The sequence below is a fragment of the Cutibacterium sp. 37298 genome (assembly GCF_023838685.1).
Classification (GTDB): domain Bacteria; phylum Actinomycetota; class Actinomycetes; order Propionibacteriales; family Propionibacteriaceae; genus Cutibacterium; species Cutibacterium acnes.
The window spans coordinates 531086-544921 of sequence record NZ_JAJNRJ010000002.1; the positions used below are offsets into that span (position 1 = coordinate 531086).

Annotated in this window: 13 protein-coding genes and 2 pseudogenes; 7 read left to right on the top strand and 8 right to left on the bottom strand. The window is 61.6% G+C overall.

Features of this window, described 5'->3' with window-relative positions; translation table 11 throughout:
* Positions 1 to 10: 10 nt before the first annotated feature.
* The 3 genes from LRP59_RS06970 to hemW all read right to left on the bottom strand — a co-directional run bounded on the left by LRP59_RS06970 (position 11) and on the right by hemW (position 2913).
* The gene (locus LRP59_RS06970; RefSeq protein ID WP_002513809.1) at positions 11 to 772 is read right to left on the bottom strand and encodes an inositol monophosphatase family protein; all 762 of its coding nucleotides are present in this window, start codon (positions 770 to 772) and stop codon (positions 11 to 13) included.
* Positions 769 to 1647 carry a DUF3097 domain-containing protein gene (locus tag LRP59_RS06975; RefSeq protein ID WP_002513810.1) on the bottom strand — a complete coding sequence of 293 codons (879 nt, stop codon included), beginning with the start codon at positions 1645 to 1647 and terminating at the stop codon, positions 769 to 771. Before LRP59_RS06975 ends, LRP59_RS06970 begins: the two co-directional genes overlap by 4 nt.
* 72 nt (positions 1648 to 1719) lie before the next feature.
* Positions 1720 to 2913, bottom strand: a complete 1194-nt coding sequence (hemW, locus tag LRP59_RS06980) for a radical SAM family heme chaperone HemW (RefSeq protein ID WP_002521771.1) — start codon at positions 2911 to 2913, stop codon at positions 1720 to 1722.
* On the opposite strand from hemW, the gene LRP59_RS06985 reads away from it, so the two are divergent.
* Complete coding sequence (locus LRP59_RS06985) at positions 2900 to 3037, top strand: hypothetical protein (RefSeq protein ID WP_002521772.1); 138 nt, start codon at positions 2900 to 2902, stop codon at positions 3035 to 3037. The genes hemW and LRP59_RS06985 overlap by 14 nt on opposite strands.
* A 111-nt stretch (positions 3038 to 3148) precedes the next feature.
* Complete coding sequence (locus tag LRP59_RS06990; RefSeq protein WP_073885308.1) at positions 3149 to 3388, top strand: twin-arginine translocation signal domain-containing protein; 240 nt, start codon at positions 3149 to 3151, stop codon at positions 3386 to 3388.
* A gap of 91 nt (positions 3389 to 3479) precedes the next feature.
* Here LRP59_RS06990 and LRP59_RS06995 read toward each other — a convergent pair.
* Both LRP59_RS06995 and LRP59_RS12125 read right to left on the bottom strand, forming a co-directional pair.
* A pseudogene (locus LRP59_RS06995) lies at positions 3480 to 4370 on the bottom strand (AMP-binding protein).
* Between the two features lie 176 nt (positions 4371 to 4546).
* A pseudogene (locus tag LRP59_RS12125) lies at positions 4547 to 4615 on the bottom strand (acetyl-coenzyme A synthetase N-terminal domain-containing protein); the annotation flags it as partial.
* A gap of 325 nt (positions 4616 to 4940) precedes the next feature.
* Between LRP59_RS12125 and LRP59_RS07000 the strand changes: the two are divergent.
* From LRP59_RS07000 to LRP59_RS07015, 5 genes are all read left to right on the top strand, one after another.
* Positions 4941 to 5462: a rhomboid family intramembrane serine protease gene (locus tag LRP59_RS07000; protein WP_002515517.1), complete on the top strand. Its 522-nt coding sequence runs from the start codon at positions 4941 to 4943 to the stop codon at positions 5460 to 5462.
* 24 nt (positions 5463 to 5486) lie between these two features.
* On the top strand, positions 5487 to 6476 hold the full coding sequence (locus LRP59_RS07005) for a 1,4-dihydroxy-2-naphthoyl-CoA synthase (RefSeq protein ID WP_002513816.1): 990 nt from the start codon (positions 5487 to 5489) through the stop codon (positions 6474 to 6476).
* Between the two features lie 7 nt (positions 6477 to 6483).
* A complete protein-coding gene (locus LRP59_RS07010) occupies positions 6484 to 7668 on the top strand; it encodes an AMP-binding protein (protein ID WP_002513817.1) in 1185 nt (394 codons plus the stop codon).
* Positions 7669 to 7889: 221 nt separating this feature from the next.
* Positions 7890 to 8102: a hypothetical protein gene (locus LRP59_RS12235; protein ID WP_002513818.1), complete on the top strand. Its 213-nt coding sequence runs from the start codon at positions 7890 to 7892 to the stop codon at positions 8100 to 8102.
* A gap of 127 nt (positions 8103 to 8229) precedes the next feature.
* Positions 8230 to 9435 carry an isochorismate synthase MenF gene (locus LRP59_RS07015; RefSeq protein WP_252236832.1) on the top strand — a complete coding sequence of 402 codons (1206 nt, stop codon included), beginning with the start codon at positions 8230 to 8232 and terminating at the stop codon, positions 9433 to 9435.
* Here the strand turns inward: LRP59_RS07015 and menD are convergent.
* The 3 genes from menD to lepA are packed head-to-tail and all read right to left on the bottom strand — an operon-like array spanning position 9408 to position 13787.
* Complete coding sequence (menD, locus tag LRP59_RS07020) at positions 9408 to 10934, bottom strand: 2-succinyl-5-enolpyruvyl-6-hydroxy-3-cyclohexene-1-carboxylic-acid synthase (RefSeq protein WP_002513820.1); 1527 nt, start codon at positions 10932 to 10934, stop codon at positions 9408 to 9410. The two genes, LRP59_RS07015 and menD, sit on opposite strands and share 28 nt — an antisense overlap.
* 1 nt (position 10935) lies before the next feature.
* Positions 10936 to 11943 carry an o-succinylbenzoate synthase gene (locus LRP59_RS07025; RefSeq protein WP_002521779.1) on the bottom strand — a complete coding sequence of 336 codons (1008 nt, stop codon included), beginning with the start codon at positions 11941 to 11943 and terminating at the stop codon, positions 10936 to 10938.
* On the bottom strand, positions 11940 to 13787 hold the full coding sequence (lepA, locus tag LRP59_RS07030) for a translation elongation factor 4 (protein WP_002521780.1): 1848 nt from the start codon (positions 13785 to 13787) through the stop codon (positions 11940 to 11942). The genes LRP59_RS07025 and lepA overlap by 4 nt, the downstream gene beginning before the upstream one ends.
* Positions 13788 to 13836 lie beyond the last annotated feature (49 nt).

Here is a 13836-nt window from a genome sequence, read left to right on the forward strand (position 1 = left end):
GCGAAGAGATTCAGCGCAGCAGTCTGGCAACTGTCTCATAAGCCTCTTCGTCGGCAGCAACAATGAGCTTTCCGGAGGTTTCTCGAGGGCCATATTCCGCGCCCTCGACAGTACGCACTACTCCGCCGACCTCTCGTACCATGAGCGCGCCAGGAAGGTGATCCCACGGGTAAGAGTGTTGATAGACGGTGACATCGTTCTCGTCCTGGCACACCAACGGATAATCCACCGCACAGCACCATTTCGCCATTCGCCATTCCACCACAGGCGAGGGAATCTTGTAGACCTCATGGGTGGTGGCAGCACGAACCGGAGAGTGGGAATCCCCCCGCGTCACCTCATCACCATCGCACGTCACTCCGGCGCCATGCTCAGCGAACCACATGTGCCCGTGCTGCGGCTGCCATATCCATCCTCTGACTGTTTCACCGCGGTTGAGCTGAGCAAGCATGACGCCGTGATCAACAGACCCGTGCACGAAGTTCTTGGTGCCATCAATGGGGTCGATGACCCAGGCCAGGTCAGCATCGGAAACGGCATCAAGGATGGTTGGGTCGGCGAAGGCTGATTCCTCCCCCACGACAATACCGCCGGCATACTTGGTCACAGCGGCACCCAGCTCGCGCTCGGCCTGACGATCGGCATCAGTAACGAAGTCCCCAGGCTTTTTCTGGTGGATTTGATGATCGTCGAGGGTCCGGAACCGGGGATCGATAACCCTGGCACTCACATCCCGGATGAGGTCAGACACCGCGTCGACGTCAATACTCATGCCATCTCCTCATTGTCCAGCTCGTCAACATGGTCACACGTGACGAAATCGATAAGTTTCTCCATCTCCGTGTTAAAGCGGGGGTCTAAATCGTGCCAGTCGCGCACTCGTGCCAGCATGGCCTGCCAGGCCTTACCGACGTCAGCTTGAGTCGAGTGAGGCAGGCCCAGACGCTTCAGGGTGCCGAGTTTGAAGTCTTCGTCCATCGGGACCTCAGGCCATTCTTGACGGCCAATTCGTTGAGGTTTGATGGCCTGCCAGATGTCAATAAAGCGATGACCGGTAATCATGACATACTCGCTATACCCACCACGACGTACTTCGTCCGCTACCCGTGACTCCTTGGTGCCGGCAATGAGGTGGTCAACCAACACGCCAAGGCGATGCCCCGGACCAGGCTTAAACTCGGCGACGATCCCGACGAGGTCGTCCATGCCACCCATGTGTTCCACAACGACCCCGACGTGGCGCAGGTCGTCGCCCCATATCTTTTCGACGAGTTCAGCGTCATGACGTCCCTCGACGTATATCCGGCTAGGAAGGGCAACTCGGGCCGGTTCAGCACCACCGGCGATGGACCCAGACGCCGTGTGTTTGATACTCGCGCTTCCTTGACGAGGGGGAATACACAGGTTGACGGGTTGCCCGTCCACCCAGAACCCCGGTCCAACGGGGAAGGATTTGCGTTTACCCTTGCGGTCCTCAAGCACAACCAGGCCGTTTTGCCACCCGACGACAGCCCCCACGAATCCGCTGGAAGGATCCTCAACGACCATGCCAAGTTCCAGTGGCATGTCAGCGCTCTTCTTCATGTGAGAGGTGCGCCAGCCGCTTGCAAGGACGTCGTGAGAGTACCGATCGATCACGATAGCCACTGTATTGCCACGTGTGACCATGACGACAAGCCGCGCTAGCGGCCGACCTGACGACCTGGTGGATGAAGACGGCTAGACCAGGAGATCGGTAATGATTCGGTCAGCCACCATTCGACCTGACAAGTTGAGTACCAGCCGCCCCTCCTCCATTGTCCCGAGCCCCTGCTCGACAACCTCGGTAGCCCGCATACATTCAACCTCGGACAGATCCGCCATCGGCAACCCATCAGCCAAACGCAACCGAAGAAGCACCGTCTCCTCATGACGCTGCACATCGCCAAGAACCTCATAGTCGTCAACGGGCAGCACCCTGTCATCCAGCACGTTCCGGTAGGTGGCAGGGTGTTTGACATTCCACCACCGCGTGCCAGCAACGTGAGAATGAGCCCCCGGGCCAATTCCCCACCAGTCGTACCCCAACCAGTACGCCATGTTGTGCCGACATCGGTGATCCCGGCCGCTGCGAGGACGAGCCCAGTTCGAGACCTCGTAGTTGACGTACCCAGCCTCGGTGAGAATCTTTTCGGTAAGCAGGTATTTGTCAGCGAGATCGTCCTCGTCAGTCATAGGTAGTTCTCCCCGACGGATTCTGCCCGCCAGCCGAGTTCCCTCTTCAACGATGAGGGAGTATGCGGAAATGTGGTCTGGCTCAGCCGTCAACGTGGCGTCGAGACTGTATCGCCACGAGTCACGGTTCTCCCCGGGAGCGCCGAAGATGAGATCCAAGCTGACGTCATCGAATCCGACCTGGCGCGCCAGCTGTGCCATCTCGACGGCGCGTCCTGGCCGATGGCGACGATCTAAGACCGTCAAGACATTCTCGTCGGCGGACTGCATTCCCATCGATAACCGGTTAATCCCGGCTTTCAGCAGGCCGGCTAAGACTTCTACGCTGAGGGTTTCGGGATTGGCCTCAGTGGTGACCTCGGCGTCAGGGTCAATCCCCCATAGGGTACGAATGTGATCGATGAGCTCCCCCAGCTGCACTGGGGAGAGCATTGTCGGAGTGCCGCCCCCAAAGAAGATCGTCGAAACCGGAGGCTGTGCATCCCCCAGCGCGTCGGCAGCCAGCTCGAGTTCCCGGTGGGCGGCGTCGAGATACCCCGCGACCGCGTCATCTCCCATCGCTGACAGCACGTAGGTGTTGAAGTCGCAGTACCCGCACCGCGACGCACAGAAGGGAACGTGGAGATAGATGCTCCACGGCCCGTCAGCTGGATGAAGTTCTGGCAGGCTATTGTCGGCGTGCGTCATGGCCCTCCTCATTATGCGGGGGTACGGGGTACACTTTTGCATGATGCCACCTGACGCCTTCCGCAGCAGTTGTCAAAGATATCTGCCATGCAGCATAGCTCGTCAATTCATCCCGCACATCATCACGGCACGATAGCGTGACGACGATTCATGCAGCTTTATAAACACCTCATAGGTATCCACATAGCGAATGCCTGTTTCAATGTAATGAATACTCAACAGCTTGAGGATTTAACTGTCATGAAAAATCTCTCGCCGGCACTTCCTTCACGCATCCGCAGGTCTTGCCGCTGCCGCCCTGACCGGATGCGGATCAAACACCCATAGTTTCTCACCCGGTTCAAATTCTAGCGCCATGCCTGGTGACTCTGGAAAGATCGTTCAGTGGTACCACGAATATGGCGGGAAGGGCGTCCAACAGGCCGCCAATCACTACGCAAACGAATCTAGCAACGAAGTTGAGGCTGCAAAGAATTTTGCCCAATAGCTGTAGATCACACCAAACAGATAAACAGGTCAATTTTGCCAACTCCTACGGCACACATATTCTGTCGCAGCCTGATCTCGCCGACACGCGCTCACTTGGGGACGAGGAAGCCCTCTTTGCCCGCAGGGACCTCATTGCCCTCCTCGTCGACAACAGCAACCGGACGCCCAGCGGCACCTGGTTTGAGCGGCATCGACGGCACAGTGGTGATCTGGAACATGCCAGTTTCGGTCTGCCACCAGGTATCGGTGATCGGACACGTGCCGTCACCGACCACATCGTGGAAGCAGCGCCAAGCCTCCGGATTGATGGGCTAGCCAACCGAACCGAGTATGCGCAAACTGGACAGATCGTGTTTGCGCACCCAGGCGTCGCCAAAGCGCATGAGAGTGCGAATAGCGGTTGGAGCGGTGTAGAAGCTAGTGATGCCGTAGTGCTCAATGAGCTGCCACCAGCCGTCGGGGTATGGGTACGTCGGACCGCCCTCATGCATGAAGACGGTGGCACCGTTGAGCAGCGGGCCGTAGACGAGGTAGGAGTGTCCGTTAATCCAGCCCGGATCAGCAGTACACCACCAGCGGTCCTCTTCCTTAATGTCGAAGTACTGCTTGAGGGTGATGTAGGTGCCAACCTGGTAGCCACCATGGGTATGAACGATGGCCTTCGGCTTGCCGGTGAATCCAGAGGTGTACAGAATGAATAGTGGGTCTTCTGTGTCCACCTGGACGGTCTCGCACTTGCCTTTAGCGATCGGCAGCTTGCACAACTCGTCGTACCAGTGGTCACGAGTCGAGTCCATCGAAACCTCGGTCTTCGTATTGCGCACCACAATGACGTTCTCGACGGTCGGGGAGAACACCGAATGCACCGCACCAATCTTGGCGCAGGCCAACATCGCGAAAAAGATCTCCGGGATGCGGGGCAGATAAATGGTGACGACATCGCCCTTGCGCACGCCCATGACCTTAAGAACATTGGCCATCTGCTCGACTTCTCGATTGAAGGCGAAGTAGGAAAGGTACGCACCTCATCAGAGTTCTCACCGACCCAGATAAGGGCTAGCTTATTGCGGCGGACGGTACTGAGATGCCGATCCACCGCGTTGGTGACAATATTGGTCTTAGCGCCGGTGAACCATTGAAAGAAGGGCTTGTTCGAGTCGTCAAGGACCTTATCCCATAGCTTTGACCATTCCAGCTCTTGGGCCTGCTCGCCCCAGTACGCGATTGGTCGGCCCTTACCTTGCCCTCAAGCGTCTTCCAGTCTGAGACCCAGGCGTTGTCGACGATGTTCTGATCAGGTTCGAAGAGGTCCTGCTGGTTTGTCATACGGTCCTCCTCGACCTTCCGACGCTGTTGCGACATCCGACATGTTGGGAACAGTGGAACCACGCCAATGCGCCTTATGTGAAGAAAATCACATAAGTTCTTTGATTCTTCTTTGCCACACTGGGTACATGACTTCCTATCTGCCCCCGTCGTCCGCTCCTGTCCGCCGGCGTCAGGCCTCACCGCCGATCCGCACCAATTCCATCGCGAGCAGCGCAGGTGTGATGGCCGTCGTCGTCGCGATCATGTGGATCCTCGAGGTCATCGACACCATGCTTGGCAACACTCTTGACCACTTCGGCATCCATTCCTGGACCGGGCAGGGGCTGTGGGAAATCTTCACTGCCCCATGGCTGCACTACGGTTGGGCACATCTGGCCGGCAATTCCGTGCCGCTGTTTGTCCTAGGAATGCTCGTGTACCTGGAGTCGACACGAACCTGGATCGTCTCAGGGCTGACGATCATGGTGTGCTCGGGACTTTTCGCGTGGTGTTTCAGCGCTCCCGGAACGATCACCCTGGGGGCGTCCGGGATCGTTTTCGGTTGGTTGGCCTATCTGCTGGTCCGCGGCCTGTTCACCAAGAGACTGCACGACATCCTGATAGCGATCATCGTATTCCTCATCTACGGATCAGTGCTGTGGGGAGTGCTGCCGGGCGCGGCAGGTGTCTCCTGGCAGGCTCACCTCGGCGGGGCGGTCGGTGGCGTCATCTCGGCGTCGCGGCTAGCTCGTCATTCCAGGTAGGCAGGCAGTGGTAACTTCCACCGGGTGAGCACCCTTCCTTTCGTTTCTGACACTTTTGATGCAGCCCGCTGGCGCGATGTTGACCTTCCCGGGGCTCCGCTGACCGACATGACCTTCCATCGCCTCGTGTCTCGGGGCAAGTCTGACCACGCCCCGGCTGGGGAGGATCTGCCGGTGGTACGCATTGCCTTCGACCGCCCGGCCATCCGCAACGCCTTCCGCCCCCACACGGTTGACGAGTTGTACCGCTGTATCGACGCCGCCCGTTGCACCCCAGATGTTGCGGCACTCATCCTCACTGGCAATGGCCCTTCCCCGCGCGACGGTGGGTACGCCTTCTGCTCAGGCGGCGACCAGCGGATCCGCGGAGCCGCCGGATACCAGTACGAGTCGCAGGAAACCTCCGGCGACGAGGACCTGGCCACCGACGCCCGACGCGAACACATCGAGAAGGGACGGCTGGGACGTCTTCACATCCTTGAGGTGCAACGCCTCATGCGTGCCACCCCCAAACCGATCATCGCCGCCATCCCTGGATGGACAACCGGCGGCGGCCACTCCCTCATGGTGGTAGCCGATATGGCCGTGGCCAGCCGCGAGTACGCCAGGTTTAAGCAGGTTGATGCCAACGTCGGTTCATTTGATGCCGGGTACGGTTCGGCCCTACTGGCACGCCAGATCGGTGACAAGCGAGCCCGCGAGATCTTCTTCCTCGCCGAAACATATGACGCCGAGCAGGCCGAAAAGTGGGGCGTCATCAACCAGGCCGTTGACCACGCTGAATTGGAGAACACCGCCATTGAGTGGGGACTGACGATCGCTGGCAAATCCCCGCAGGCGATCCGGATGCTCAAGTATGCCTTTAATATGGTTGACGACGGCATCGCTGGTCAGCAGGCATTCGCTGGTGAGGCGACCCGGATGGCATATATGACCGAGGAGGCCCAGGAGGGGCGTGACGCCTTCCTCGAGCACCGCTCCCCGGACTGGTCCGACTACCCCTATTACTTCTGAGGCCGTCGTGGGATCCGAGCTGACATCGCGGGTGCGGGTGGTACGCGTCGAGCGCACGCGCGAAGACGTCGACTGGCTGGCTGGGCGTCTGACCGAAGTGTTCGACGGGGCCCGGTCGGTGCTCGTGCCGGCCGGTGGCAACGAGTTGCCTCCGGCGGTGTTCCAAGATGTCGAGGACCGCACGGTGTGGCTGCCAGACGAGGTCGCCCTCGTCGTACGCACCTCGGGGTCAACCTCCGGGACCGGGCGTCTCGTCGGACTGTCGGCGACGCAGTTGCGAGCCTCGGGTGCGGCCACCCGGGAGCGCTTGGGAGGGCCATGCACGTGGGTGCTGGCCCTGCCTCCCCATCACATCGCTGGGCTGCAGGTCGTCGCCCGAGCCGTCGGCGACGGTCGCGAGGTCGTGGTGGTCGAGGGGCGCCTCGATGCTCCGGCTGTGGCGGCAGCCGTCGACGAGGCGGCAAACCGTCATGACGATGGCCGGGTGGCGATATCGGTGGTGCCTACCCAGTTGTCGCGGCTCCTCGACGACCCGGTTGGGACGGAGGCCCTGACCCGGTGTGCCGCGGTGCTCGTCGGCGGGGCCGCCGCGTCGGCGTCGTTGCTGTCGCGGGCCCAGAAGGCTGGCGTCCCGGTACGGGTGACCTACGGCATGAGCGAGACCTGCGGCGGGTGCGTCTATGACGGGGTGCCACTCGAAGGGGTACGGGTCGACCTGGCCGACGACAGCCGGGTGCGCATCGCCGGGCCGATGATCATGAGCGGCTACCTCGACGAAGGTCCGGTCGGGCCGTGGCTGGCCACCCAGGATCTCGGGCATTGGCAGAGTGGGCGCCTGGTCATCGACGGGCGCATCGACGACGTCATCAACTCGGGCGGGCTCAAGATCGCCGCCGGTCAGGTACTCGACCAGATCCGGGCCACCGGCATGGTCCGCGACGGCCTCGTCCTTGGCTTGGCGGACGCCACCTGGGGCCAGGTTGTCACCGCCGTCGTCGTCCCGGGGCGGGGGTGGCGAGGTCCCGAGGCGCTGCGCGACCTCGTCGGACGACGTCTGGGACGCGCCCATGCTCCGCGGGTCATCGTTGAGGTCGACGAGCTGCCGATGCTGTCGTCGGGCAAGATCGACCGAGTAGAGGTACGCCGAATAGCGACGGCGACGCTAGAGTCCGGAGCAGCCTGGCGGGTGTGACCGCTGGTTTTCGGGGACATCCCGCACAAGACGTCACCTGCGAAATCCTTGGTCCGCGCCGCGCCGATCATGCTGCGCTTGAGAGCCTCCTGTCTGATTCACACATGACAGGAAGCTCTGTGATGACACAATGTGTCCACTCGTCGTCTGAACACATCTGTGAACAGCCATGACAATCAGAGAATGTAGAGTCCTCACGGCGCACTGAGATCGAGCGCATAGTGGACCACCGGGGTTTCCCACACGTCGAATCGCTCGGCCAGTTCGTTGACCTCACCCAAGCCCATGGCATTCCATTCTTCCTCAACTCCGAACGTTTTCTAACCTTCGGAGCTGGGGTGCGGATATATCGACGCAGTGAAGTGGATCGTGGTCAGTCGAATCTGACGTATCACCTCTCATCGAAGCTTGCCATGAGCGCGTCACGGCGCTAGATAAAACACTGATATCGGGTTGGGCGTTGGGTGCGACCACATTGTTTGCGTACAACGTCGTGATGGCACCCGTAGTCTAGGTCTCCCGCAAAGCATTGTGTGGGCTTCAGCAAGTAAGGTCGAGCCCGTGCTAAACCTGCTGCCCTGCTCTGACACCGTCTCGACCCTGCCGGGAACGGCCTGGCTCGATGAAGTGCTCCACTGGGTGCCCGAGGGCGTCGACCCGTGGATCTGGTTGGCCCCCGACTCCGACGACGCCCCCGCCATGGTCGGCTGGGGCGTCACTCGACGCATCACCGCTTCCGGTCACGGAGCGGTGGAGTCCGCCTGGCGCCGGATGGCCTCCGAAGGGCAGGACCTCGTCGCCTTCGGCTCGTTTCCCTTCTCGCGCACCCAGGACGGGTTCCTCGTGGTCCCGCAGGTGCTCATCCGACGTCGTCACCTCGGGGGGCCAACCGAAGTGACGAATCACCAGCGGCTCACCCGACGAACGTGGGGGCCCGAGCCGAGGAAACACCTGACCCGTAGACCGGCCATCGACGAAGCCACATGGACAGCGTCGGTTACCGCGGCAACCCAGCAGCTGGACCACGACGGGCAGCTCGAGAAGGTGGTATTGGCCGGGGCGGTCGACATCACCTCTAAGGTGCCCATCGACCGCAGTCAGGTCGCCTCACGACTGGCCGCACGGTTCCCCGGCTGCTGGACGTACAGCCACGACGGGCTGGTGGGGGCGACCCCCGAGCTGCTCGTCGACTGCCGCGACGGGCTCTTCCGCTGTCGGGTGCTGGCCGGCACCCGCAAACCGGCCTGGGCCCACGAGCTGCTCGACAACCCCAAGGAACGCCACGAACACGAGCTGGCGGTGGCCTCGGTCACCGGGCGACTGGCCCAGGCCGGGCTGACTGATCCTGTCATCCGCGGTCCTTTCCGTTTGGAGCTCCCCAATGTCGTCCACTTGGCGACCGATGTCACCGCTAGGGTGAACGGCTCCAACGCAGCGCGCATCGTCGATGCAATGCACCCGACCGCCGCCGTGTGCGGCACCCCCCGCGAGGCCTCTTACGAGCTCATCGCGCAGATAGAGCACTTGGACCGGGGACGGTTCGCCGGGCCGGTGGGCTGGATGAGCTCGGACGGGTCGGGACAGTGGGCCCTAGCGCTGCGCTGTGGACAGTTCAGTGAGGACTCGCGCCAGGTGAGAATGTTCGCTGGAGCCGGAATCTTGCCAACCTCTGACCCTGCTAAGGAGTGGATCGAGGTTGGCGCCAAGATGGAAGCCTTCGGCGACGCCCTGCCCAACGGTCAGGTGAGTGGCACCAAAACGACCTGACGACCCACAACCGGTTCGTCGAGGAACTGGAGGTCGTCTGGAGCGACTCTCCGGTGACTCGCTCCGAGGGCGTGCGCGAGGGCGGCGGAATCGAGACGCTGAGGGGTCAAAAACATCCGTCGCAGCACAGGCGCGGGGGCAGTGGCGTGCTCAAGGCCGCTAAAGATCGCCCCACCACGGTCGTCCAGGACGACGACCTGCACGTCAGGTTCAGGTTCGGCCTCTCCCAACAGCAGGGACATGGCGTCGTGGGCGAAGGTGAGATCGCCGACGACAACACGCACCGGCCGGCCGGTGCCCAACCCCACACCGATCGCCGTAGCGATGGTGCCGTCGATGCCTGCCAGCCCCCGGTTGGCCAGCGCCGTTGGGGCGATGTCGCCGGGCACAGCAAATCGATCGAAACAGCGGATGACTTCGGAGGCGCCAATGACAAGCACGGGGGCGTTCGGGGTCGTACAGGCCCACCAGATGTCGCGGCACAGGCGCTGCTTGGCGGTCGGTACGACGGGCCGGTCTGCGTCCTTCCAGCGGCCGAGCCATGCCGGGTCGGTATCGATCTCGGCCAGTTCCACCGGTCCGGTGACGACCCGGGCTACCCCGGCGACGTCAGTCCACCGACTGCGATCAGTTACGACGGTGACGTCGGGACGCGCTAACAGCCGCGACACCGGGCGCGACAAAGTGGGGTGGCCCAGGACGAGGACAGCCTCGACATCGTCGACCAGCTCGCTACCCAGGACCGTCTGGTAGTCGGTGAGAGCGTTGCCCCCGACCCGGGAGCCCGAGGTGGGTTCGGCCAGCAGAGGCCATCCGCCCTGCTGTGCCAACTCGCGGGCGAGCGATCCGGCGCCGTCCCCGGCCACGACGACCGTCCGCGCAGGCATCACCAGCGGCGTCGGTGCAGTCGGGAAAGGACTCACCCGACGGGGCACCAATGCCTGCGGCCGCCACGGCCCGTCAGGCACGAGCGAGTCACGAAAGCTCACGTTGAGGTGCACCGGGCCCGGGGCGGCGCTCAGCGCCCCGGTCGCGGCTGTCACAGCCCGTAGAACAAGAGCGTCGAGGCGTTCGTCGGCGGGGAATCCGGCCGGCACATCAGTGCTGAGACGTGGCGCGGACCCGAAGATCCCGGTTTGGACAGTCGTCTGGTTAGCCCCCGTGTGCCACATCTCGGCGGGACGGTCGGCCGAGAGGACGATAAGCGGCACCCCGGCAGCGTCGGCCTCGAGAACGGCCGGGTGAATGTTGGCCACCGCGGTGCCCGAGGTCGTGACTACCGCAGCCGGGCAGCCAGCCCGGCCCAGCCCTAGGGCGACGAAACCAGCTGACCTCTCGTCCAGACGCACGTAAACCCGCAGCCACCCAGCAGCTTCAGCATCAGCCAACGCATACCCGATAGGAGCATCCCGGGATCCGGGGCAATACACGACGTGTTCGACCCCGGCCCCAACGAGAGCACTCACCAAACGTCGGGCGACTGCTGTAGAGGGGTTCACCTCAACTCCGTTCTCGCTCAACAAGGGCGGCCACGGTGAGAGCCAAACGCTGTGACCACCTCGGACACAGATCCGTATCCGACTCCTCAACCTCGACGTCAACCTCCCCGCGCCGCGGTCTCAGGTAACCGTCAACCGGAAGGAGTGGCGAGGCGCTGACATCACCCTGAAAAAGACGAATTGTCCCCAGCCCGCAAGCGTGGTCAAGGCTGGGCAAGGCTGCCGCTAGATAAGTAGCCAACCCGATCCCGATACTGGTGTCCAGAGCCGAGGATACGACGGCCGGTAACCCGGCAGCATCGATGACCTCAAGGGCTCGGGCGACTCCACCCAACGGTTGTGCCTTAACGATGAGGAGATCGGCAGCACCGGCACGTGCCACCGCGAGTGGATCCTCAGCTCTACGTACTGACTCGTCAGCTGCCACCGGCACGTTGACCTTGCGTCTGACCTGGGCCAGCTCCGCCACGCTTGCGCAGGGCTGCTCGACATATTCCAGCCCCTCGGCTGCGGCGTCAAGCTCGGTAATCGCACGGACCGCTGTATCAACATCCCAGGCAGTGTTGGCGTCCACCCGAATGTGTCCGTCTGGCATGGCTTCGCGCACTGCGGCGACCCGTCGGCAATCCTCGCGCAGATCGCTACGAGGGTCAGCAACCTTGACCTTGGCCGTCAGACAGGCCGATTCGGCAGCCATCTTCCGGGCACGATCCTCGTCGACGATGGGAATCGTGACATTGATCGGCACCCGATCTCGTCGCGCCACGGGTAGGCGCCGGGTGGCACCCTCGATTCCCGCGCGCAACCACGACGCCGACTCAACCGGGTCGTAGTCCCAAAACGGCGACCACTCTCCCCAACCTTCTGGACCGTGGAGCAGAGTTCCCTCCCGCACTTCAATGCCACGGAACCTCACTGTCAGAGGCACGGCGAATGCGAGCATCCGATCAATACCACGATCGGCCAGCATGGGCGGAACGTCTAATCGGTACGCCTTCAGACCCTTCACTTTTTCTCCGTGGACTCTCCGGTACGCAAGGCAGCTACAAAGGCCTCCTGAGGCACCTCCACCGAGCCGACGACCTTCATGCGCTTCTTACCAGCCTTTTGCTTCTCAAGCAGCTTGCGCTTACGGGAAATGTCACCGCCATAGCATTTGGCCAGCACGTCCTTACGAACGGCGCGAATGGTCTCACGAGCGATAACCCGCGCGCCAATGGCGGCCTGGACCGGCACCTCGAACTGCTGGCGCGGGATAAGTTCCTTAAGCTTGGCGGCCATCGCGACACCGTAGGAATAAGACTTGTCGCGGTGGACGATCGAGCTTAAAGCGTCCACCGGATCTCCGTTAAGCAAAATGTCGACTTTAACGAGGTCGGCAGCCTGCTCCCCGGCTTCGTGGTAGTCCAGCGAGGCATACCCCTTGGTTCGCGACTTGAGCTGGTCAAAGAAGTCGAAAACGATCTCCGAAAGCGGCAGACGGTACCGGATTTCCACTCGATCAGACGACAAATAATCCAAGCCCTGCTGAACACCACGACGCTGCTGACACAACTCAAGGATGGTGCCGATGTACTCGGCAGGACTGAGAATGGTGGCGTCAACGATGGGTTCACGCACCTCAGCGATCCGCCCACTAGTCGGGTACTCCGACGGGTTTGTCACGGTGACAGTCGATCCATCTTCCATGAGGACGTGGTGAACCACGGAGGGAGCTGTGGAGATGAGGTCAAGGTCGAACTCGCGCTCTAGACGCTCGCGCACGATCTCCATGTGCAGCAGCCCGAGGAACCCGACCCGAAAGCCAAAGCCCAGGGCCGTCGAGGTTTCAGGCTCGTAGACCAGGGCAGCGTCGTTGAGCTGCAACTTGTCAAGAGCATCACGCAAGTCAGGGAAATCCTTGGCATCAATCGGGAAGAGTCCCGAATACACCATTGGTTTGGGGTGCTGATAGCCGCCAAGATCTTTCTCAGAGGGCTTGGAGGCATTGGTGACAGTGTCGCCGACTCGGGATTGACGGACATCCTTGACGCCGGTGATGAGGTACCCGACCTCCCCCACCGACAGCCCCTGAGCCGGCACCATTTCTGGGGATATGACGCCAATCTCAAGCACCTCGTGTGCTGCGCCGGTACTCATCATAAGGATTTTCTCACGGTGGCGCAGAGCACCGTCAACGACGCGGACATACGTGACGACACCGCGATACGTGTCATAGACCGAGTCAAAAATGAGGGCCCGAGCAGGCGCGTCGGACACTCCCTCGGGAGCTGGCACCTTAGCGACGATGGTATCGAGCAGATCGCTGACGCCCTCACCAGTCTTTGCCGAAACTCGCAGCACCTCAAACTCGTCGCAACCAATGATTCCGGCGATCTCGGCAGCATGACGATCCGGCTCAGCACCAGGCAAGTCGATCTTGTTGAGCACTGGAATGATCTCCAGATCAGCTTCCAAAGCCAGATACAGGTTGGCTAACGTCTGGGCTTCGATGCCCTGGGCCGCGTCGACGAGCAAAATCGCTCCTTCACAGGCCTGCAGAGATCTGGATACCTCGTAGGAGAAGTCGACGTGCCCAGGAGTGTCGATCATGTTGAGAAGGTGAGTGACGCCGTCAACCTCCCACGGCATCCGCACTGCCTGGGACTTGATGGTGATTCCGCGTTCCCGCTCAATATCCATGCGGTCTAAGTACTGGGCGCGAGCACTGCGCTCGTCAAGGACCCCAGTGATTTGCAACATCCGATCGGCTAGGGTCGACTTGCCGTGGTCAATGTGTGCAATGATACAGAAGTTCCGGATGGCGGCCGGATCTGTACTGCCAGGCTGAGGCGCGGACATCTGCTCCCTCATATATCGATGATGGTGCCGGGGATGCCCGGCTCAACATGTAGTCTCTCAC